The 21,035-nt window shown below is 42.3% G+C and carries 22 protein-coding genes; 6 read left to right on the top strand and 16 right to left on the bottom strand.

The annotated features are described in order from the left end of the window. Positions 1-110: 110 nt before the first annotated feature. The 11 genes from glmM to PGW42_RS06725 form a co-directional block, all read right to left on the bottom strand. Entirely contained in the window at positions 111-1,457 is a 1,347-nt protein-coding gene (glmM, locus tag PGW42_RS06775; protein ID WP_270203324.1) for a phosphoglucosamine mutase, read from the bottom strand. 34 nt (positions 1,458-1,491) lie between these two features. Beyond that, on the bottom strand, positions 1,492-2,577 hold the full coding sequence (trpS, locus tag PGW42_RS06770) for a tryptophan--tRNA ligase (RefSeq protein ID WP_195250846.1): 1,086 nt from the start codon (positions 2,575-2,577) through the stop codon (positions 1,492-1,494). Between the two features lie 42 nt (positions 2,578-2,619). Next, a complete protein-coding gene (gene mscL / locus PGW42_RS06765) occupies positions 2,620-3,084 on the bottom strand; it encodes a large conductance mechanosensitive channel protein MscL (RefSeq protein ID WP_270203323.1) in 465 nt (154 codons plus the stop codon). 56 nt (positions 3,085-3,140) lie between these two features. Continuing rightward, positions 3,141-4,004: a putative manganese transporter gene (locus tag PGW42_RS06760; RefSeq protein ID WP_117557042.1), complete on the bottom strand. Its 864-nt coding sequence runs from the start codon at positions 4,002-4,004 to the stop codon at positions 3,141-3,143. A 166-nt stretch (positions 4,005-4,170) separates the two neighbouring features. Next, entirely contained in the window at positions 4,171-6,051 is a 1,881-nt protein-coding gene (locus PGW42_RS06755; RefSeq protein ID WP_118198696.1) for a heavy metal translocating P-type ATPase, read from the bottom strand. 32 nt (positions 6,052-6,083) lie between these two features. Further along, the gene (locus PGW42_RS06750; protein WP_117557045.1) at positions 6,084-6,302 is read right to left on the bottom strand and encodes a cation transporter; all 219 of its coding nucleotides are present in this window, start codon (positions 6,300-6,302) and stop codon (positions 6,084-6,086) included. A gap of 182 nt (positions 6,303-6,484) precedes the next feature. After that, complete coding sequence (locus PGW42_RS06745) at positions 6,485-7,048, bottom strand: TetR family transcriptional regulator (RefSeq protein WP_117557046.1); 564 nt, start codon at positions 7,046-7,048, stop codon at positions 6,485-6,487. Between the two features lie 80 nt (positions 7,049-7,128). Continuing rightward, positions 7,129-8,535 (bottom strand): radical SAM protein, encoded by a 1,407-nt coding sequence (locus PGW42_RS06740; protein ID WP_270203322.1) that lies wholly within the window; start codon positions 8,533-8,535, stop codon positions 7,129-7,131. A gap of 19 nt (positions 8,536-8,554) precedes the next feature. Further along, positions 8,555-9,145: a manganese efflux pump MntP gene (locus tag PGW42_RS06735; protein WP_117834638.1), complete on the bottom strand. Its 591-nt coding sequence runs from the start codon at positions 9,143-9,145 to the stop codon at positions 8,555-8,557. A gap of 275 nt (positions 9,146-9,420) precedes the next feature. Then, on the bottom strand, positions 9,421-10,599 hold the full coding sequence (locus PGW42_RS06730; RefSeq protein ID WP_270203321.1) for a phosphoribosylaminoimidazolecarboxamide formyltransferase: 1,179 nt from the start codon (positions 10,597-10,599) through the stop codon (positions 9,421-9,423). Between the two features lie 29 nt (positions 10,600-10,628). Further along, the gene (locus PGW42_RS06725) at positions 10,629-11,342 is read right to left on the bottom strand and encodes an IMP cyclohydrolase (RefSeq protein WP_270203320.1); all 714 of its coding nucleotides are present in this window, start codon (positions 11,340-11,342) and stop codon (positions 10,629-10,631) included. A 213-nt stretch (positions 11,343-11,555) separates the two neighbouring features. Here PGW42_RS06725 and PGW42_RS06720 point away from each other — a divergent pair, with 213 nt between their 5' ends. From PGW42_RS06720 to PGW42_RS06700, 5 genes are all read left to right on the top strand, one after another. Next, the gene (locus PGW42_RS06720; RefSeq protein ID WP_270203319.1) at positions 11,556-12,302 is read left to right on the top strand and encodes an AzlC family ABC transporter permease; all 747 of its coding nucleotides are present in this window, start codon (positions 11,556-11,558) and stop codon (positions 12,300-12,302) included. Further along, positions 12,292-12,603, top strand: coding sequence for an AzlD domain-containing protein (locus tag PGW42_RS06715; RefSeq protein ID WP_022220771.1), 312 nt, complete (start codon positions 12,292-12,294; stop codon positions 12,601-12,603). Before PGW42_RS06720 ends, PGW42_RS06715 begins: the two co-directional genes overlap by 11 nt. Positions 12,604-12,641: 38 nt before the next feature. Then, complete coding sequence (locus tag PGW42_RS06710; RefSeq protein WP_243014373.1) at positions 12,642-13,904, top strand: sensor histidine kinase; 1,263 nt, start codon at positions 12,642-12,644, stop codon at positions 13,902-13,904. Further along, the gene (locus PGW42_RS06705) at positions 13,905-14,762 is read left to right on the top strand and encodes a response regulator (RefSeq protein WP_117557052.1); all 858 of its coding nucleotides are present in this window, start codon (positions 13,905-13,907) and stop codon (positions 14,760-14,762) included. A gap of 245 nt (positions 14,763-15,007) precedes the next feature. Next, on the top strand, positions 15,008-16,072 hold the full coding sequence (locus PGW42_RS06700) for a PTS sugar transporter subunit IIC (protein WP_270203318.1): 1,065 nt from the start codon (positions 15,008-15,010) through the stop codon (positions 16,070-16,072). A gap of 149 nt (positions 16,073-16,221) precedes the next feature. Here the strand turns inward: PGW42_RS06700 and PGW42_RS06695 are convergent, their stop codons facing one another. Next, complete coding sequence (locus tag PGW42_RS06695) at positions 16,222-16,356, bottom strand: AsnC family transcriptional regulator (protein ID WP_243014375.1); 135 nt, start codon at positions 16,354-16,356, stop codon at positions 16,222-16,224. Between the two features lie 414 nt (positions 16,357-16,770). Between PGW42_RS06695 and PGW42_RS06690 the strand changes: the two genes are divergently transcribed. Continuing rightward, positions 16,771-16,974: a cold-shock protein gene (locus tag PGW42_RS06690; protein ID WP_008373270.1), complete on the top strand. Its 204-nt coding sequence runs from the start codon at positions 16,771-16,773 to the stop codon at positions 16,972-16,974. A gap of 88 nt (positions 16,975-17,062) precedes the next feature. Here the strand turns inward: PGW42_RS06690 and PGW42_RS06685 are convergent, their stop codons facing one another. The 4 genes from PGW42_RS06685 to PGW42_RS06670 are packed head-to-tail and all read right to left on the bottom strand — an operon-like array spanning position 17,063 to position 20,938. Continuing rightward, a complete protein-coding gene (locus tag PGW42_RS06685; protein ID WP_270203317.1) occupies positions 17,063-18,064 on the bottom strand; it encodes a dipeptidase in 1,002 nt (333 codons plus the stop codon). Beyond that, the gene (locus PGW42_RS06680; protein ID WP_270203316.1) at positions 18,039-18,863 is read right to left on the bottom strand and encodes a class I SAM-dependent methyltransferase; all 825 of its coding nucleotides are present in this window, start codon (positions 18,861-18,863) and stop codon (positions 18,039-18,041) included. Before PGW42_RS06680 ends, PGW42_RS06685 begins: the two co-directional genes overlap by 26 nt. 22 nt (positions 18,864-18,885) lie before the next feature. After that, positions 18,886-20,118: an MFS transporter gene (locus PGW42_RS06675; RefSeq protein WP_117824551.1), complete on the bottom strand. Its 1,233-nt coding sequence runs from the start codon at positions 20,116-20,118 to the stop codon at positions 18,886-18,888. Beyond that, the gene (locus PGW42_RS06670; protein WP_173825820.1) at positions 20,072-20,938 is read right to left on the bottom strand and encodes a zinc dependent phospholipase C family protein; all 867 of its coding nucleotides are present in this window, start codon (positions 20,936-20,938) and stop codon (positions 20,072-20,074) included. The genes PGW42_RS06675 and PGW42_RS06670 overlap by 47 nt, the downstream gene beginning before the upstream one ends. Positions 20,939-21,035: the final 97 nt, after the last annotated feature.

Here is a 21,035-nt window from a genome sequence, read left to right as displayed (position 1 = left end):
CAAATAATATTTTTCAAACATCCAGACTATGGTTCGCAAACTAAAAAAGGATGGCCCACAGACTTTCATCTGCAAGCTATCCTTTTCTGCACGATTCTATTTCAGATTTTTTATTCTACGATGAGTCCTTCTTTTTCAATCACATCGATTACCTGAGTCACATACTTTTCGCAAAGCTCGTCCGTCGCCGCTTCAACCATGACACGGATTACCGGTTCCGTTCCACTTTCACGGACAAGGATTCTTCCGTCATCTCCAAGTGCTTCTGCAACTGCATCGACTGCTTTGACCACTTCCGGATTCTCCCTTGCTGTCTTCTTATCTGCCACACGCACATTTTTCAGAAGCTGTGGATAGATCTTCACTTCTTCTGTCAGCTGTCCGAGGGACTGTTTGGTCTCCATGATAACTTCCATCAGCATCAGAGAAGTCAGAATACCATCTCCTGTCGTCGCATGCTTACTGAAAATAATATGTCCGGACTGTTCACCGCCCAGCATAAATCCATTCTTAACCATGTTCTCATAGACATATTTGTCGCCGACCTGTGTCTTTTCGTACTTCATGCCAATCTTGTCGCATGCTTTATAAAGTCCAAGATTCGACATGATAGTAGTAACGATGGTATCGTCTTTTAACTGACCATGTTCTTTCATATATTTGCCACACACATAAAGGATCAGATCCCCGTCAACAACATTTCCATTCTCATCAACAGCGATGCAGCGGTCCGCATCTCCATCGTATGCAAATCCGACATCCAGACCATTTTCTTTTACATATTCCTGGAGCACGTTAATATGTGTAGAACCGCAATTTGTGTTGATATTGGTTCCATCCGGCTCATTATTGATTACATAAGTTTTTGCTCCAAGTGCATCAAATACGCTTTTGGCAATACTTGAAGAACTTCCGTTGGAACAATCCAGTCCGACTTTCACATCTTTAAAAGAACGGGTTGCCAGACTGATCAAATGTCCGATATAACGGTTTCTTCCTGCTGCATAATCTACGGTTCTTCCGATCGCCTCTTTTTTAGCAAGCGGAATGTCTCCGGATTCCCCATCAATATAAGCTTCCACTTTGGCTTCTACTTCTGCTTCCAGCTTCTGACCTTTACTGTTGATCACTTTGATTCCATTATCATAGTACGGGTTATGGCTTGCAGAAATCATGATTCCGCAGTCAAAATCTTCGGTTCTTACCACGTAAGACACACTTGGAGTTGTCGTCACATGAAGAAGATATGCATCTGCTCCTGACGCAGTAAGTCCTGCCGCCAGTGCATATTCAAACATATAGCTGCTTCTTCTGGTATCTTTACCAATCACGATTCTTGCCTTGTGTTCCTGTCCGTAATACCAGCCAAGATAACGTCCTACCTTAAACGCATGCTCTACCGTCAGTACTACATTAGCTTCTCCACGGAATCCATCTGTTCCGAAATATTTACCCATAATTATTATCTCTCCTCCGGCTTAAAGCCTTTCTTTATTCTGCAAATCTTGCTGTCTGTTCCTGGATCAGCTGCTGATCTTCAAAATAGTTGATCTTCATCGCATCTTTTACTTCTTTTAAAGTCTGTGCTGCCACTTTTTCAGCTTCAATACTTCCTTTATGAAGGATCTCGTAGATCTCCGGAATCTTCTTCTCCAGTTCTTTTCTTCTTGCACGGATCGGTGCAAGCTCTTCCTGCATAACCGCATTCAGGAACTTCTTAACCTTAACGTCACCAAGTCCACCACGTCTGTAATGATCCTTCAATTCATCCAGATTCTTATAATCCGGCAGATATTTTTCAAAATGTTCATCTGTACAGAATGCATCCAGATAAGTGAAAACGGAATTCCCTTCTACCTGTCCCGGATCAGATACCTTCAAATGATTCGGATCTGTATACATTCCCATGATCTTCTGTCTTACTTCTTCCTCGGAATCAGACAGATAAATACAGTTACCAAGGGATTTACTCATCTTTGCTTTTCCATCCGTTCCAGGAAGACGGCAACAGCTTTCGTTCTCCGGAATCAGCGCTTTCGGCATAACCAATGCTTCTCCATATACACTGTTGAATTTGTGTACGATCTCACGGCACTGTTCGATCATCGGAAGCTGATCCTCACCTACCGGTACAGTCGTTGCCTTAAACGCTGTGATATCTGCTGCCTGGCTGATCGGATAAGTAAAGAATCCTACCGGAATACTTGCTTCAAAATTACGCATCTGGATCTCCGATTTAACTGTTGGGTTTCTCTGAAGACGGGATACCGTAACCAGATTCATATAATAAAAAGAAAGTTCTGTCAGTTCCGGTACCTGTGACTGGATGAAAATCGTGGATTTCTCCGGATCCAGTCCGCATGACAGATAATCCAGTGCAACCTCAATAATATTCTGACGTACCTTTTCCGGGTTATCTGCATTATCAGTCAGTGCCTGTGCATCTGCGATCATGATAAAGATCTTGTCGTATTCTCCGGAATTCTGCAGTTCTACTCTTCGCTTTAAGGATCCAACATAATGTCCGACATGAAGCCGTCCGGTTGGTCTGTCACCTGTTAAAATAATTTTCTCCATTGTTTTTATGTTCCTCTCTGTCGTATTATTCCTGTCTTTTCTTTATTCTTCCTTGTCCGTATCCTCAGCCGGAAGCTCAGATGTACAGTATGCACATCTGGTTGCCGCGATCGGGATTTCTGACATGCAGTACGGGCAGATCTTCGTAGCCGGTGCTTCCGGTGCTTCTTCCTCCTTCTTAAGCAGCTTTTCTGTTCTTGAAGCAAGATTGTTCATCACTTTTACAAAACAAAAAATAACAAGTGCCATCAAAAGAAAGTTGATCACCGCGGTAATAAAATTGCCATATTTGATCGTGTCATTCTCACCAGATCCGATCCGGATCACCCAGTTGGAAAAATTGACCCCACCAGTCAGAAGACTGATCACCGGCATGATCATATCATTTACAAGAGAATTCACAATCGACTGGAATGCACCACCAATAATAACGCCGACTGCAAGATCCATTACATTTCCCCTTGCAATAAACTCTTTGAATTCTGCAATAAATCCTTTTTTAGCCATCTCAAATCCTCTTCTTTCGTTCCTTTTAGTCTTCTGCGCCATATAAGGATATTGTACTACATTCCAAACAGGATTTCCACTATAATTCCGCACACTACACTGATTCCGTAAAGTGTTGCGACGATCATCACATTCTTCTTCCAACTATGGTTCGTCTTAAAAAGCACGATCAGTCCGATTCCGGCACATGACAAAAGTCCGGCAAACATACTGCCGACATTTAAGACTCCCTCAAGATAAAATTTCGTAATTGTAATAGAAGCTGCGCAGTTCGGAATCAGGCCGACAAGACCAGCCAGAAAAATTCCGGCAATTGGATAATGCGTCACCACGTTCATGACCTCTTCCATTCCAATCCACTCCACAACTGCATTTAACGCAAAAGAAATTACATATATAAATACCAGAATCTGTACCGAATGGATGAGTGCTGATTTTACAATGCTTCCTTCTTCACAGTGACAGTGGTCATGCTCACAGATATCATGAATATGCAGCCCTCTCTGGTATCCTTTGCCTAGCACCCGCACTCCGATATCAACCAGAATCCCTGCAACAATACCAACGATAATCTTTCCGATTAAAATTGCCATGATCTTACGGACATCCGCCTGCTCTGAGATCAGGATCGGAAGCATCTCATCTGATGTAGACAGAAAAACAGCGATCATCGTTCCAACTGTGATGACTCCGCCGGAATACAGATTTGCTGCTGCTGCCGAAAATCCGCACTGCGGAACAACGCCCAGGATTCCACCGATCACAGGTCCTTTTTTCCCTGCTCCAAGAAGCATCCGCACCGTCTTCTGACCGGCTTTATTCTCCAGATATTCCATCGCAAGGTATGTCAGAAAAAGGAAAGGTATCAGTTTCACAGTGTCGATTGTTGTATCTTTTAGTATATCTATAAACAGTTCCATCTTGTATCTCCCTTCTTGGTTTCACTATTCTAATCCGTTTTGTCATTTTACACTGTCGCTGACAAAAATGCAAGTAGAATAAATTAGTGTGGCAAAGCAACAAAAAAGAATTATCCCCATCACGTTAAGGATAATTCTTTCTTGTTTTACATTATGCTTTTGACATCTATTTTACTTTCAGTGTTCTCATGGAGTTCAGGATTGCGATTACGGATACTCCTACATCGGCAAAGACGGCTTCCCACATATTGGCCATGCCGAGGGCTCCCAGGATGAGGACCAGAACTTTGACACCGAGGGCAAAGACGATATTCTGATGTACGATCTGGAGAGTTTTTCCTGCAATTCTCATAATGGAGGATATCTTAAGGATATTATCATCCATCAGAACAACATCTGCGGCTTCGATTGCTGCATCGGATCCCATGCTTCCCATTGCGATTCCGATATCAGCTCTGGAGAGTACCGGTGCATCATTGATACCATCACCAACAAAACCAAGCTTTTCTTTCTCACTGAGTTCTCCGAGAAGTGCTTCAACCTTATCTACCTTATCCCCCGGAAGGAGATCTGTGTAGACTTCATCGATTCCAAGGCTTTCTGCTACTGCTTCACCGACATCTTTTCTGTCACCGGTAAGCATAACTGTCTTTTTGACACCGCTTTGTTTGAGCTGCGCGATCGCACGTTTGGCTTCCGGTTTGACCGTATCAGAAATTACGATGGTCCCGAGGAATTCTTTTTCAGCCGCCAGATATACGACCGTACCAGGGACTGTGCATGGCTCATATTCCACGCCTTTTTCTTCCATCAGCTTTGCATTTCCGGCATAGACAACTCTTCCGTCGATCTTTGCCTTGATTCCGTGTCCGGCGATTTCTTCAGCCTGTTCCACCCTGTCCATGGACAACTCACCAAGCTCCGCTTCTTCGTACGCTTTCTTGAGTGCTGCTGAGATTGGATGATCGGAATAGCCTTCCGCAAGGGCTGCCACTTCAAGAAGTCCTTCTTTTTCCCATCCATTCGGAATAACTTCTGATACAACGAATTCACCTTTTGTCAGTGTACCAGTCTTATCAAATACAATCGTTTTCATCTCAGAGAGTGCTTCCAGATAATTGCTTCCCTTTACCAGAACGCCCTGTTTGGATGCTGCTCCGATTCCTCCAAAAAAACCAAGTGGAACAGAGATCACCAGTGCACATGGGCAGGAGATTACAAGGAAAATACATGCTCTCTGAATCCATTCTGCAAATCCACCGCCAAGAATGATTGGTGGAAGGAATGCAAGTACAACTGCCGCACAAACCACGATCGGCGTATAGTATTTTGCAAACTTTGTAATGAAGTTCTCTACATGTGCCTTTTTGCTGCTGGCATTTTCAACCAGTTCCAGAATCTTCGCAACTGTAGAATCATCAAACTCTTTCGTTGTGCGCACCTTAAGAAGTCCGCTTCCATTTACACAACCGCTGATAATCTCGGAACCTTCTGTTACTTCTCGCGGAACCGACTCTCCGGTCAGTGCAGAAGTATCTACAAAGGATGTTCCCGATACAACCACACCATCGAGAGGAACTCTCTCTCCTGCTTTGATGACGATCTCTGTACCAATCTCTACATCATCCGGATCAACCTGTTTGAGCTTTCCGTCTTCTTCAATATTCGCATATTCCGGACAGATATCCATCATTGCACTGATTGACTGGCGGGAACGGTTGACTGCATAACTCTGGAATAACTCCCCGATCTGATAGAACAACATAACCGCTACCGCTTCCGAATATTCCTTTACTCCAAGTGCACCAAACGTTGCTATACACATCAGAAAGTTCTCATCAAATACCTGACCATGACTGATATTGCGCACAGCCCGGTAAATGATGTCCCATCCCACGATCAGATAAGGTATCATAAATAACAAAAACTGCACCGGAATTTCGGACTTAAATTCCAGTTTTCCCATATGTTCCAGTACAAAAAGAGGAACATAAATAACTGCCGCTGCGATAATACGGTACAGCATTATTTTCTGTTTTTTCATCATAGAAGACTCTCCCCTTTCATACCTTTCCGATTTTACAGCTGAATCTGGCAATCCGGCTCTACCTTCTTGCATACAGCAACGACTTCCTGCATGATTTCATCAAACCTTACATCATCTGCATCGATCGTAAGCTTCTGCATCATAAAACTTACCGTTGCATCATTTACACCATCAATTTTTTTGATTGCATCTTCCATTTTTGCTGCACAGTTTGCGCAATCAAGGTCTACCATTTTAAATTTTTTCTTCATCTCTTTTTCCTCCTGAAAAATATTTTTCTCACTGAACATATGAGCAACTGTTCATATGTTCATAATAACTCTGTAATAGAAATCCGTCAAGCAATTTAAATAACATTTTTTATTTTCTGACAGTAAAACAAAAAGAAGAACCCGGAATATCCCAGATTCTTCTCAAATTTATATTTTGTTCTTTACTTTTCAAGTAGCTCCAAAATAGGATGCGACATCAGAAACAGATAATACTCCATCGCTTCATCCGCTGTCAGGTGAATCTCCCGGCTGGTCAGCCAGTATTTAAGCCCGTTTACAACGGTAATCGTATGAAACTCCAGAAAGATCTTTTTATCTTTGATACCCTGAAGCTTTTCGATCTTAATCTTATGCCTGCTTACCAGTTCTTCAATCAGCTGGCGAATCTTTTTTTCAAGAATCTCTTCAAATCCATTCTGACCGGTAACTTCAAACGCTTTCAGATAATAGATCCGGTCTTTTTCCATCTTCCGGAACAGCAGATAGATCGCTTCTTTTTCCATCCCGTCTTCCATCATCTCACGGGCATGCCGGAATACCTCTGTCTCCAGAAGCCACTCCATCACTTCATATTTATCCTGAAAGTAATTATAAAATGTCGGTCTGATAACTCCCGCCTGATCTGTGATCATCTTAATTGTTATCTTATCAAAAGATCCTTTGATTAGAAGCTCCTTGAAGCTCTCTGCAAGCAGGTTCTTTGTCAATTCTCTTTTTCTCTCCATGTATCGTCCTCTTTTTCCTGCCCATTTCTCTTGACGAACATTCTATCACAACCGAAACGCTTTTTCAAACCGATTTTCTTTTAGTTTTCTGTACGTTTTTTATAGTTTGTGTAGCCTTTCTGCTGATGCGGATGCTCTTTCCAAAGTCTGTCTGCCGTTTCTTTCCATTCACAGGCATATGCTTCACATTTGCTGCATAAATGCTCTGCACTCTCCGGTGACTGCAGATCTGTTGATTTTGCACCAGTCTCCTTTATCATCTCCTGAAGGATTTCCGGATTCTCAAGCATCGGACATGGCCGCAGATGATTATCATTAAATGGCTGCCGGTCTCTGTATGCCATAAAGAGTGGCTGTTTGAGAGCTTCCAAGAGCGTAACTTCCCGGATATTTGCAGAAGAGTAATGAATAAATACACATGGTTCTACATCTCCATTTGCATTGATATGGCAATAATTTCTTCCTCCTGCGATACATCCTCCGACAAACTCTCCATCATTCTGGAAATCCATCGCATAAATTGGCTTTCCGCCTGTCATACTGCGGATCTCTCTTACCCGGTGATACATATATTCTCTCTGTTCTTTTGTCGGCAACAGATCCGGTGCTGCATCATTTCCAACCGGCATATAATGGAAATACCAGGTGAAACGACATCCCTTTCCGATGATCATATCCAGGAATTCATCCGATGTAACCGTTTCAATGTTCTTTCTGGTATAACAGATAGACGTACCAAAGATCAGTCCATATTTCTTTAACCGATCCATGGTTGCCATAACCTTGTTGAATACACCCTCTCCACGGCGCATGTCATTGACCTCTTCAAATCCTTCCAGACTAATTGAAAGGGACAGGTTGCCGACTCTTCTCATCTCTTCGCAAAATTCATCATCTACCAGTGTTCCATTTGTAAATGCATGGAATTCGCAGTCATAATGCTTTTCACAAAGTCTGATAATATCTTTTTTTCTTACTAACGGCTCCCCGCCTGTATACATATAGAAATAAATTCCAAGTTCTTTTCCTTGCATAATGATGCTGTCCATCTCTTCATATGTAAGATTCAGTTTATGCCCATATTCTGCCGCCCAGCATCCGGTACAATGAAGATTACATGCACTTGTCGGATCCATCAGGATCAGCCATGGAATATTACACTGATGTACCTCTCTCATGCTGCGGATCATTTTTGTTCCGTGAAATGCTGCTTCAAATCCAAGGTTTAATGCGGTCTGTTTCACAACATGCGGTTCGATCTCGTCCAGTGCACGGTTCAGATAGCGCATCCATTTGGAATCTGGATCCTGTATCAGTTTTCTTGCACCCTCATAGGCACTTTTCTGAAAATTATCTCCCATGAAACGTTCAGTCAGATCCACAATATCAAGCAGACCTTTTTCTCTGTCTTTATCCATTTTTCGCATTGCAAAATCAATTGCTCCACCAAAGGCTGCCCTTGCTGCCTTATGTGTCATTTCGCCCATACTCTTTTCCTCCTGCTATCTAAAATAGAAAATGTGTAACCGCCATATCTGCTCCTGCGATCAGGAACAGCATCCCGCCAATCCAATAAGCTCTGCGGTTATATTCACAGCCCAGTCTGTATCCAACCTCCACGCCAAGAAAACACTGAATGATCGTAACCGGAAGCAGTACCATCCCCTGTTCCAGAATCTCTACACTCCAAAAGCCGATTCCCATTCCGGCAAAAAGCGCATCTACGCTGGTAAGTACTGCCAGTTTTCTAAGCCGTTTCCAATTTATCTCATCGTTTCTACGCTCAAAGATCTGTTTATTATTTCTTGCTTTACAGATCATATAGATACCAAGTCCGATAAATATCAGCACCGACAAAATTTCCCAACCGCTTGCCGCTGTTGAAATCGTTTCATTCATCTTCCTGTCCGGCTTCAGAATATCTGCAACAACATTTCCCAGGATCAATGCAAGGAGTTGTGCCCCTCCAAAAAGCAGACTGGATAAGAGTATGTCTTTTCCGTGCTTTCTTGAAAATCCTGCTCCGACACAGATATGTACGACAAATACGTCAAACGAAAGCCCGATTGAAATTAAAAGAATTTCAAGAATACCCATAGATTCGCCTCCTCCTGCTGGCTGTTATATATATATTATGTGATTTCCTTCCGAATAATAAATCTTCAGATTACCGGTTCTGTTTATTTTTTAACGACATCTTTCCACATTTGTCGCATATCTTTTTATTTTTTCAATAGATTCGTGCGAGTGCGCATCTCCGGCACGCAGTGCCTTTTGTTTCCTAGGAAGTTCTTTCGGAATTTCCTAGGAAATAAAAAATTCCCGCAAAGGTAGATCTTCTACCTCTGCAGGAACTTTGCTTTTTTATTATCTTAGTGATGGAATAAACGGATTCCGGTAAATGCCATCGCCATGTTGTATTTGTTGCAGGTATCAATTACATTGTCATCACGGATTGATCCACCCGGTTCTGCAATATATGTAACACCGCTCTTATGTGCACGTTCGATGTTATCTCCAAACGGGAAAAATGCGTCTGATCCAAGTGCCACACCCGTCAGCTTATCAAGCCATGCTCTCTTTTCTTCTCTGGTAAATACTTCCGGTTTTTCAGTGAAAATATTTTCCCAGGTTCCGTCTGCCAGTACGTCCATATATTCTTCACCAATGTACAGATCAATTGCATTATCCCGGTCTGCACGCTTAATTCCTTCTTTAAATGGAAGAGCAAGTACTTTCGGGCACTGTCTCAGCCACCAGTTATCTGCCTTCTGTCCTGCAAGACGGGTACAGTGGATACGGGACTGCTGTCCGGCTCCGATTCCGATTGCCTGTCCGTCTTTTACATAGCATACAGAGTTTGACTGTGTATATTTTAAAGTAATCATGGAAATTGCAAGATCTCTCTTTGCGTGATCCGGAATTTCTTTGTTCTCAGTCACTACATTTGAGAAGAAATCATCATCAATCTTCAGTTCATTTCTTCCCTGCTCAAAAGTAATACCAAATACATCCTTGTGTTCAGTCGGTGCCGGAACATAATTCGGATCGATCTGGATCACATTGTAATTACCTTTCTTTTTCTGTGCAAGAATCTCCAGTGCTTCCGGTTCATATCCAGGTGCGATCACTCCATCCGACACTTCTCTCTTGATCAGTCTTGCCGTATCAACATCGCAGACATCAGAAAGCGCAATAAAATCACCGAATGAAGACATACGGTCTGCGCCTCTTGCACGTGCATAAGCACTTGCAAGCGGAGAAAGTTCTCCAAGGTCATCTACCCAGTAAATTTTTGCAAGAGTTTCATCCAGCGGCAGTCCGACTGCAGCACCTGCCGGTGACACATGTTTAAAGGAAGTTGCTGCCGGAAGTCCGGTTGCTTTTTTCAATTCCGCTACCAGCTGCCATCCGTTAAATGCATCCAGAAAGTTAATATATCCCGGACGTCCCATCAGAACTTTGATCGGGAGATCACTTCCGTCTTTCATATAGATACGTGACGGCTTCTGATTCGGGTTACATCCATATTTGAGTTCTAATTCATTCATGATTCCTGCTCCTTCTTCACCTTTGTATACTATTTATTCTTATTGATGATCTTGCTTTCATATGTTCCTGTCACAATATCAATATATCTTACAAACAGAGATACTTTATTATCTGCATTCAAACTGTTCCAGAGTGTGTCTGCAAATATGTCCATGTCATCCGGAATTGCAACAAGCTTTGGTTCTCCTTCAAAACTCGGAAGCGGATTTCCATCACACTTGTATGTGTGGATAAAATGTCCTTCTCCGGCTACCGGATTCTCATATGCAAAGGTGTAACGGTTGCATGCATCCGGATTTCCGTTATTGCTCTTCAAAATGGACATTGCATAGTTATATTTTCCGTTCTCAATGTGCATGATACCGGAAATACGTGGTGTGTAGTTTGGTCCATCCGGTTCAAATTCACGGCTTCGAAGGGACTGTTCAAACGTCATCTGTCTGTCCATACCTTCATAAATTGTATCAGTCTGATCTCCGTTTGTAACGATCGTCTTATTGCCGAGTACACGCACCGGTGCGTAGATAATTAAGCTTGGGTCTGTCAGCTTTGACTCGTCAAATGCCTGTGTGCGGATTCCCTCTCCCTCTTCTACAAAGACACGATTACGGCTGTTCTCACTTCTTCCCATGATAAAATAAGCTGTTACCGCTTTGCTTCCGTCGGCAGACTTTCCGATGATGATCCCTCTTCCGGGATAAGAATTGCTCTGCAGTTCTTTTTCAATAGATAACATTTCCATGCTTCAATCTCCTTTTATAACTTGTACTTATGTTTGCACATTCATTTATCACTATTTATTATAACTCATAATACCACTATATTTCCAGTCTTTCTGCAAAATTTTTTCAACTTCTTTTAAAACATCATTTTCAAGACCACTGTTCCATGGTAAAATGTTAGTAAAATAACAATTCAAATTTGGGGATTATTTACAAAAGAGAGGTTTTACTTCATGAGTAGAAACAGAAAAATGGATTTTGCAGCCGGGATACAGGATGGCATTCCCATCTGTCTCGGTTATATTGCGGTATCATTTACCTTTGGTATCATGGCAAAAAATGCAGGACTTTCCACTTGGGAAGCTGTTCTGATTTCCCTTACAAACCTGACCAGCGCCGGGCAATTTGCTGGTCTGTCACTGATTACGGCATCCGCATCCTATTTTGAAATGGCATTCACCCAGCTCATCATCAATCTCAGATATTCGCTGATGTCCTGTGCCCTTTCACAGAAAATTGATAACCACTATCCTTTTTTCCACCGTTTTCTTATCGCATACGGTGTAACGGATGAAGTCTTCGGCGTATCCGTATCCCGCCCCGGAAGGATTACTCCATGGTATTCTTACGGTGTGATGGCACTTGCCGCACCTGGCTGGACACTTGGCACTTTCCTCGGAGTAGTATCAGGAAGTATCCTGCCTGACCGGATCGTCAGCGCATTGAGCGTTGCATTATATGGAATGTTTATCGCAATCATTATTCCTCCGGCGCGTGATAACAGGATCATCGGAACCATTGTCGTGATTTCCATGGCAACAAGCTTCCTTTTCACAAAGGCTCCTGTGCTATGCCAGATTTCTTCTGGCTTCCGAATCATTATCCTTACGATTCTGATTGCCGGAATCGCAGCGTATTTCTTCCCTGTAAAAGAAGAAACAAATCCAGAAGATAAGGAGGATTCTTCCGTTGAAGCATAATCTATATATGTATATCTTTGTCATGGCAGCCGTCACCTATCTGATCCGTATGCTGCCACTGACGCTGATCAGGAAAGAGATCAAAAATACTTTTATAAAATCTTTTTTATATTATGTACCTTATGTAACTCTGGCTGTTATGACCTTTCCGGCCATTCTGACAGCCACCGCCAATATCTGGTCTGCCGCCATTGGTTTTGCAATCGCACTGATCCTTGCATGGAACAGAAAAAGTCTGATCTGTGTTTCCCTTTTTTCATGTGCCGGCGTATTTCTTGTTGAATTATTAACCGGACTGTAGACTGTAAGACAGATGATCTGAATAAAGGAGGCTTTCTTATGTGGACTAAAAGTTTTTCACGTTATACCCGCATTTTGCTGGTCAGCGCTGCTGTTATCATTGGCGCACAGATCAGCATCTCACTTTTTGAAAGCGATTTTCGTGTTTCCATCGGAATTTTTGGCATTTTCATGTCTCTGATCCTTTTTGGGAAATATCCGGTTCTTCCGGTCACAGTGATAAGTGCCCTCTGTGTTTTCTTTTCCCGTACACTGATGCACTGGCTTCGCTTTGGCAGTTGGAATCCACAGAGCTATTTTCCGGAAATGTTTTTCTATCTGGTCTACGGAATCCTTTTTTTCCTCTACTGCCGTAAAAATGACTATGAACTTTCGACGTATTCCCTACCCTGGATGTTTCTTTTTGACTATCTGGCAAATATAACAGAACTGCTGTCCCGTATGGGTATGGACGCTTTTTCTTTTCAGTCCCAGGCAGGTGTCCTTCTGGTTGCGCTTCTGCGTACTGCACTTGCAGGTCTTCTCCTGTTCTGTCTCAGCCATTACAAGTTCAGCCTTCTGAGTGCTGAACATGCACGGAGATACCAGAATCTTCTTCTTTTGATCTCTGAGCTTAACGGCGAAGTTGTTCTGATGCAGAAAGGCACACATATGATAGAGGACACCATGAGCACCGCATACCGCCTTTACCACGATATGAGTGAACGGAATATAGACGAATCCCTCACCCGCACTGCACTTCAGATCGCACGGGATGTCCACGAGATCAAAAAAGACTACAATTTGATCGTAAGAGGACTTTCCTCTTCAATGAAAGTAAATTCTGAAAATGACGGAATGAGCCTGGATGATATCCTCACCATTCTGAAAAGCAGCCTGGATGCATCCCTTCCAAAAGGGAAACGACTTTCTTTTAATATACAGCTGGAAGAAAATCTTTATACACAGAACCATTATCTTCTGCTCTCAATCTTCCGCAATCTTTTCAACAATGCAATTGAAGCAGCAGACGGAAACCTGGTCGAGCTTTCTGTCCGTCAATCCTCCACGGATTCTTCTTATGTTATTGAAGTTGAAGATCATGGGCCCGGAATCGATCCGGAGGATATGGAACAAATTTTTGAACCTGGTTTTTCCACAAAGATCAATTACGAAACCGGCGAGGTCAATCGGGGACTTGGCCTTAGCCTGGTAAAGGATTTTATCGAATTCCGCCTGGGCGGAACCATCCGGGTAACTTCCGTTCCCGGAAAAACAGTTTTCACACTTACTATACCAAAAGAGAAATGGAGCGGTTTATAAATGAAATTCTATCTCATTGATGATGATAAAAATGTACTGCATATATTAAAACGTATTATACGGGACCGGGGACTTGGAGAGATTGCCGGAACTGCAGAAAACGGTGTGGATGCACTCACGGATCTTCCTCTTATAAATCCAGACATCGTAATTGTTGATCTTCTGATGCCGGAAATAGACGGAATCACTTTCGTAAAACGTGCCCGCTCTTATGCACCGGATCTTACTTTTATTATGCTTTCCCAGGTTGCATCCAAAGATATGATCGCAGACGCCTATTCTGCGGGCATTGAATTTTATATTCATAAGCCGATCAACAGTATCGAAGTAGAATCCATCCTCCGGAAGGTCAGTGAATCCCTGACCGCCCGCCGGACATTGCAGCAGGTACAGACGATTTTCCAAGCCCAGCAGAATTTTGTACAGCCACAGGGATTTATAAATGATACAGCTGAAAAACCTTATATTATCCGGTTAAAAGGAATTCTCCAAAAGCTTGGCATCACCGGCGAACGTGGCAGCAAGGATATCATTTCCCTTGTCGATTATCTGATCCAGCATAACCAGAAAGTTGACAATGTCACTTTAAGCGAACTTTGCAGCCGGTTCAGTGACAATCCGAAATCCATGGAACAAAGGATCCGTCGGACAGCCAACATGGGAATGGTCAACCTTGCCAACCTTGGTCTTGAGGATTACGCCAATGACACGTTTACAACCTACTCCAACTCCCTGTATAACTTTGAACAAGTCCGAAGGGAAATGGATTTCATCCGTGGAAAAAGTGTACGGCACGGCAATGTGAAAATTAAAAATTTCCTGAATGCACTGATTCAGGAATGCACCGAGAGGGCCTGATTTTCAGGTCCCCTCCTGCTTCTTATTTCATCTCTTTACATAATTTTTTTATTTATATATTTTCCCTATAATTCATTATTACTTATAGTTACCGTCATTATATACAATAAATCCTTCCCGTATTTGTAGTTTTTTCCAAAAATAAATTTCATTTTGATACTTTTTGTATCTTTTTGTAACTTCCATTTTATTATGTTATCACGATAACTGATGCGAATAAATATAAATTTTAAGGAGGATATCATATGTTAACAATCGTAAAAGGTATTGGTTTACTGCTTCTCACTTTAGCCTGCTTCTCTGTATTCAGCCTGAAGTTTCCAAAAGGATCAGAAGCAATGTCTGGAATGGCTAATGCAGCTGTTGCTTCGTTCCTGGTTGAAGCTGTTCACCATTACATCACAGGTGATTTATTAGGAATTGCATTTTTCTCAGAACTCGGAACCGTATCCGGCAGCTTCGGGGGAATCGCTGCAGCTACTTTAGTTCCGATCAGTATGGGATGTAATCCGGTACTTGCAGTCGTTGCAGGTGTCGCAGTTGGAGGATACGGAATCCTTCCTGGTTTTGTAGCAGGTTATATTGTAGGCTTTGTAGCTCCGTTCCTGGAAAAGAAACTTCCAGAGGGTCTGAATCTGATCGTTGGTGCTCTTGCAATCGCACCGCTCGCAAGAATTATCGCCATCGCAGTTGATCCGGTCGTTAATTCAACACTGCTCAACATCGGACGTATGATTTCTGCCGCTGCTGAACAGTCTCCAATTATCATGGGATTCCTGCTCGGTGGTATTATGAAGATGATCTGTACCTCACCACTCAGTTCTATGGCCCTGACTGCTATGCTCGGACTTGATGGACTTGCAATGGGTATTGCAGCAATTGCATGTGTTGGTGGTTCTTTCACAAACGGTATCATTTTCGACCGTTTAAAACTTGGCGAACGCAGTAATGTTATCGCGGTAATGCTTGAACCTCTTACACAGGCTGATATTATTACACAGAATCCGATCCCGATTTACGGATCAAACTTCTTTGGCGGCGGACTTGCCGGACTTGCAGCAGCTATGCTCGGCATCATCAATAACGCCCCTGGAACAGCATCTCCGATTCCTGGGCTTTTAGCTCCATTCGGATTCAACCCACCGCTTAAGGTTGTAGCTGCAATCGTACTTGCTGCGATCGGTGGATCTTTAGCTGGATTTGTTGGTTCAGTCGTATTTAAAGGTTTTGCAAAAACACCTGCAGATATCAAAGCATCTGAAAGAGTTACTGAAACAATTGCTCCTGAAGTTGCTATCGCTGCTGAATAATCAAAATGACTATTTCAAACTGCTTGTTTATATAGCCCTTAAAGAAGAAAAAGACTCGAAAACTTTTGTTTCCGGGTCTTTTTCGATTTACGGAAAATTATATTTCTCACTCCAGTGTTTCTTCTATATCTGCGTTGATTCCTCTGTGTTCAATCGGAGTTGAAAATACGATCAGTGTCTTTGTTCTTCCAAATCGCTGCAATCTCTTTCAATGGGCATTTGGCATTTCTCTGTAAAATATTCAAAATTGTACGATCCACTGCATCCAGTTCATGATTTTTCATTTGCACTACCTCTTTCTGACATCCCATTTATACTTTTGACACTCACATCAAAGAATGCACCTCACAAAGTATTTTCGTTTTACAAAAAACACTCCTGCAAGTCAAAAAAAGAGGTACTCTCTGCGTTCTTCTCCGCAGTAAAGTACCTCTTTGTACAAATATTTTCACTCTTTAAATATGTTAAAAATAATAGCATTCCTTTTTCTTCCTGTCAATAAAAAGACATTTATTTTTTTCCTATTTTTCCTATTTTGATTTGACATTTGTCCTACCACGTGATATTCTGAAATTGTGTTTTAGATAAGATTTAGATTTCACATATTTTTGTAAATCATTAACATCTGTCTGATGACTTACAAAAATATGTGATTTTTATTTTTATCGGCATCATCAATTTTTTAGGAGGTACTACTAATGAACAAGGGTACAGTTAAGTGGTTCAACGCACAGAAAGGCTACGGATTCATCACAAACGAAAGCACCGGAGAAGATGTATTCGTACATTTTTCAGGAATCGCAGGAGAAGGATACAAATCTCTTGAAGAAGGACAGAACGTTACTTTCGATATCACAGAAGGAAACCGTGGACTTCAGGCTGTTAATGTAACAGTTGCGTAATCACTGCAAAAGATGCTAGAGTAAAAAGCCCGGCTTGTGGATCACTCCACAGCCGGGTTTTCTATGTTATAAATGTGCTTTGCTGGAATTACCCAAGCATTTCTCTATATATCCGCATTACATTCTTATAGAAGATTTTCTCAATCTCGCTCTCTGCAAATCCATTCTTTTTAAATACCTCTTCCAGCTTTTCCATATCTGCCGGGGATGCGATCTCCAGTTCTCCATTCATACCATCAAAGTCTGAACCAAGTCCTAAAGCCTCTATTCCCGCCATATCACGGATATATTTTGCATGTGCCACAATATCCTCCGCTCTGCTCACAACCGTCTCTCCATCTTTCCAGTCGCGCAGGAAATATGCATAATAATTCAGCCCGATCACACCGCCTCTTTCCCCGATCGCTTTCAGAAGTTCATCATTCAGGTTTCTCGGATGACTGCACAAATGTCGCGCGTTGGAATGGCTCGCTACAAAAGGCTTCTTTGTGAACTTTAATACATCCCGGATTCCTGCATCGTTTAAATGTGCCACATCGATGATCATTCCCAGGTTCTCCATCTCTTCCAGAAACTCAATCCCACGCGTTGTAAGCCCATATCCGGCTTCTGAAAAGGCTTTTCCGGCAAATTCTCCGCCAGTCGCTTTTGCCGGATATCCAAGCTGATTCGGATAGTTCCAGGTCAGAGTCATCATCCTTGCCCCCATCCGGTAAAAGTCTCTTAAAAGGGAAGGATCGCCCTCACAGATTTCTCCTTCTTCCAATGTCAGCAACGCTGACATCTTTCCATTTTTCCGGTTTTCTTCAATCTCTTCATACTTCGTGACCGGTCGGATCCAGTCTTTATTTTTCTCCATTTCCTGATAAAATACATCCGCCATTTTCATTGCATAACGGAATGGACTTCCTGCAAGTATCGGATCCTCCAGATCCAGAAAAAGGGCAAAATTCTGAATCAGATAATCCCCCTTTTTCATCCGTTCAAGATCCACATTTAAATTATTTTTACGAAGTGAAATCTCTTTTCCCTGTTCCTTTCCTCTCTGAATCGCTAAAATCGTATCACAATGCATATCTGCTACTTTCATTTTCTATTCCCCCATCTTTTTTCTTTCTTATAATATCTACCGTATGTGATCCCGCACCAACCAGTTCCGGGCGTTCACACGTAGTCAGATGATAGTCAATAAACGTCTGGAAGGTCTTTTCATCCATCGTATTTAACACCTGACGCATATAATCGGATGGTCCATCCGCCGAAATAATCTGGATCCGTTCCATTTCTGCTGCTTCATTGTAACTGTCAATATCCTCCAGACGCACATAATCATACAAATCTTCCGGTGAAGGACATACCCGGTAATTCGCATCCAGTTTGCCATTTTCCAGGCATTCCTGTATATGATTCTCCCGGAATCCATACACCAGAACACTGTACTCATTCATTGTATAAGCCACCAGGATCGTGCCCTCATCTTTCAGGACACGCTTTACCTCCATCAGCGCCTTTACCTTATCTTCCTTTGTATAAAGGTGATACATCGGTCCGAACAGGATGATCAGGTCAAATTCCTTATCCGGAAAACGTGACAGCTTCAGCGCATTTCCCTGATATGCTTTCACAGAGCTGTTCTTCTTTTTCAGAATTCCCAGATTGTATTTTACCAACTCTACCGCCGTCACATCGTACCCTTCTTCGGCAAGCGCAACACTGTAGCGCCCGGTTCCGGCTCCTACATCCAGAATCTTTACCTGTCCATGCTCCCGCTTAGGAAGATATTTGTGAATGTACTTCATTGAAGTGATAAATTCTACCTGTCCGTGGCGGCTCTTAAGCCGTTTCTCTTCGTTGAATTTGTTATAATATTTTTCAAGCTCTGTCATCATAAATCTATTGTATCCTTTATTTTTATTCTAGCGCTGCCGCTCTCCGGAATAAAATAATTCCGATCACGAACAAGACAGCGATCATCCCCACACCAATATTGATATTGCCGGTAAGCTGCGAGATCAGGCTCACGATCGTTGTTCCCATAAAGGACGCGCCTTTTCCGCAAATATCCATTAAGCCGAAAAATTCACCTGACTGGTTCGCCGGTATAATCTTCGTAAAGTAAGATCTTGAAAGCGCCTGCACACCTCCCTGGAACATACCTACCCAGACTGCAAGAACCCAGAACTGCCACTGGTAATGCAGAAAAATCGCAAAAATTGCCACTCCAAGGTATGCCACGATGCATACTGTGATCAGCTTTTCTGCAGAATATTTCTTCGCAAGTCTTCCGAAAATAATCGCAAATGGGAAAGCTACGATCTGCGTAAGCAACAATGCAAGAAGAAGTCCTGTACTGCTAAGTCCAAGTGCTGATCCATATGCAGTTGCCATATCAATAATCGTATAAACCCCGTCAATATAAAAGAAAAACGCCAGAAGGAACAGAAAAACCTTCTTCTCCTTCTTTACATTTTTCAGTGTAATGCCGATTCTTTTGAAGCTTTCTGAAAAAGCATGCTGCTTCTTTTCTACATAATACTTCTGGTGATAAGTTTTCAGAAGTGGTAATGTCATAATTACCCACCATACCGTGATGATCACAAAGGAAACCATCATTGCTGTTTCCATTGTAATCCCAATCTTCCCTGCATTTAACACAACCAGAAGACAGATTACAAACGGTACACAGCTTCCGATATATCCCCACGCATACCCCTGGGAAGAGACTTCATCCATCCGGTCTTCCGATGTCACATCGACAAGCATGGAATCATAAAATACCAGTGTTACGGAATATCCGACCTTTGCAATGACAAAAACTACCAGAAAGGCCAGCCAGTACTTCGCAAATCCCAGAGCAACTGAAGCAATTGTCCCGATTCCAAGTGCAATTGTAAAAACTGGTTTTTTATAGCCTTTTGTATCTGCAACGGTTCCAAATACTGGTCCTGCAAGTGCCGTAAGCAAGGTTGCAATGGATACTGCATATCCCCAGTATGCCAGATACTGTACATCCGAAAGTCCCTGCTTTCCTGCGATATAGTTGAAATAAATCGGTAAAATGGTTGCTGCCAGAAGTGTAAATGCAGAATTTCCGACATCATAAAGTATCCAGTTTTTCTCCTGTTTTGTCAGTTTTGTTTTCATTCAACGTATCCTCCTTGCCCGGAAGCTGAGAACCAAATGTGTAGGCATATACAGAATCTAATGTAGCGCTTCCTTCCAAAAACGGTTTGTATTCACAGATCAGTTTGTCTGCCAGTGGAACTGCTTTTTCATAAAGATGAAGCAGTCTTCTTATCTGTTCCCTGCAGGATCCATTCTCATGATACTTGATAATAAACCCATGAAAATCATAATAAAGTCCTGCCACTTTAAGTGCTGCATAAAGTGCCATCCGCTTTATTTTAGATGGACAGACAAGAATCCTGTCATAAAATACCATTCCATTCAGTGCTTTTTTGACTTCCTTTGCTGTAATTCCGCGATAAAAATCTTTTATAATTACCGCATTTTTCATAGAAGGAACAATATGTCCGGTCAGCCTCCTGCTCACTGGATTTTCTCCATTCATAATCATCAGCTTACGGTCCAGCTCGCCCTCCACTGCAATATGTGCAAGACCAGTCTCTTTTACTGTCTGTTCCACGTAACCATGGCAGGTCACATCCAGCGCAAAATGGCAGAGCACTCCATATACATAAGCCAGATGCTTCTCATACTGGTCGTGTGTATGTAAAACCTTTGCTGCATGAACGAAGAACTTTGCTCCGCTCTCGCTATGCATACGGCTTCCCAACTGATTGACCTTGTTCTTGCCAAGTGGTCTGTAATAAAAAAGAATATCCGGTCCATGAAGTCCAATATTAAAAAGCTCCGGGTATTTATCAATAACTTTTCTCTCATATCCGCTTAATCTGCCCCTGATCTGCTGTCCGAAAATGTAATGTGCATAGGTTGACGGCATATTATCCCATCCTTTCTTTTCTGAAACACGTTTTATTATAGACGTTGCGCTTTGCAGGCTCTATCTTACTTCTGTAAAGCTTATATAACGGCTTTGT

The sequence above is a fragment of the Coprococcus sp. TM115-187 genome (genome assembly GCF_027679115.1).
Classification (GTDB): Bacteria; Bacillota; Clostridia; order Lachnospirales; family Lachnospiraceae; genus Allocoprococcus; species Allocoprococcus comes.
The sequence above is the reverse complement of the archived record's forward strand: the minus strand, read 5'-3'. Positions and strand labels throughout refer to the sequence as shown.

Excerpts from the sequence above, each read along its gene's own strand:
- PGW42_RS06725 (WP_270203320.1), bottom strand. The coding sequence starts at position 11,342 with ATGGAAATGTTATCTATTGAAAAAGAACTGCAGAGCAATTCTTATCCC.
- PGW42_RS06740 (WP_270203322.1), bottom strand. The coding sequence starts at position 8,535 with ATGGGCGAAATGACACATAAGGCAGCAAGGGCAGCCTTTGGTGGAGCA.
- PGW42_RS06675 (WP_117824551.1), bottom strand. The coding sequence starts at position 20,118 with ATGAAAACAAAACTGACAAAACAGGAGAAAAACTGGATACTTTATGAT.
- PGW42_RS06710 (WP_243014373.1), top strand. The coding sequence starts at position 12,642 with ATGTGGACTAAAAGTTTTTCACGTTATACCCGCATTTTGCTGGTCAGC.
- PGW42_RS06690 (WP_008373270.1), top strand. The coding sequence starts at position 16,771 with ATGAACAAGGGTACAGTTAAGTGGTTCAACGCACAGAAAGGCTACGGA.
- PGW42_RS06720 (WP_270203319.1), top strand. The coding sequence starts at position 11,556 with ATGAGTAGAAACAGAAAAATGGATTTTGCAGCCGGGATACAGGATGGC.
- PGW42_RS06680 (WP_270203316.1), bottom strand. The coding sequence starts at position 18,863 with ATGATGACAGAGCTTGAAAAATATTATAACAAATTCAACGAAGAGAAA.
- PGW42_RS06695 (WP_243014375.1), bottom strand. The coding sequence starts at position 16,356 with ATGAAAAATCATGAACTGGATGCAGTGGATCGTACAATTTTGAATATT.
- PGW42_RS06670 (WP_173825820.1), bottom strand. The coding sequence starts at position 20,938 with ATGCCGTCAACCTATGCACATTACATTTTCGGACAGCAGATCAGGGGC.
- PGW42_RS06735 (WP_117834638.1), bottom strand. The coding sequence starts at position 9,145 with ATGGGTATTCTTGAAATTCTTTTAATTTCAATCGGGCTTTCGTTTGAC.
- PGW42_RS06705 (WP_117557052.1), top strand. The coding sequence starts at position 13,905 with ATGAAATTCTATCTCATTGATGATGATAAAAATGTACTGCATATATTA.
- trpS (WP_195250846.1), bottom strand. The coding sequence starts at position 2,577 with ATGGAGAAAATTATTTTAACAGGTGACAGACCAACCGGACGGCTTCAT.
- PGW42_RS06730 (WP_270203321.1), bottom strand. The coding sequence starts at position 10,599 with ATGAATGAATTAGAACTCAAATATGGATGTAACCCGAATCAGAAGCCG.
- PGW42_RS06760 (WP_117557042.1), bottom strand. The coding sequence starts at position 4,004 with ATGGAACTGTTTATAGATATACTAAAAGATACAACAATCGACACTGTG.
- PGW42_RS06755 (WP_118198696.1), bottom strand. The coding sequence starts at position 6,051 with ATGATGAAAAAACAGAAAATAATGCTGTACCGTATTATCGCAGCGGCA.
- PGW42_RS06745 (WP_117557046.1), bottom strand. The coding sequence starts at position 7,048 with ATGGAGAGAAAAAGAGAATTGACAAAGAACCTGCTTGCAGAGAGCTTC.
- PGW42_RS06685 (WP_270203317.1), bottom strand. The coding sequence starts at position 18,064 with ATGAAAGTAGCAGATATGCATTGTGATACGATTTTAGCGATTCAGAGA.
- PGW42_RS06750 (WP_117557045.1), bottom strand. The coding sequence starts at position 6,302 with ATGAAGAAAAAATTTAAAATGGTAGACCTTGATTGCGCAAACTGTGCA.
- PGW42_RS06700 (WP_270203318.1), top strand. The coding sequence starts at position 15,008 with ATGTTAACAATCGTAAAAGGTATTGGTTTACTGCTTCTCACTTTAGCC.
- glmM (WP_270203324.1), bottom strand. The coding sequence starts at position 1,457 with ATGGGTAAATATTTCGGAACAGATGGATTCCGTGGAGAAGCTAATGTA.
- mscL (WP_270203323.1), bottom strand. The coding sequence starts at position 3,084 with ATGGCTAAAAAAGGATTTATTGCAGAATTCAAAGAGTTTATTGCAAGG.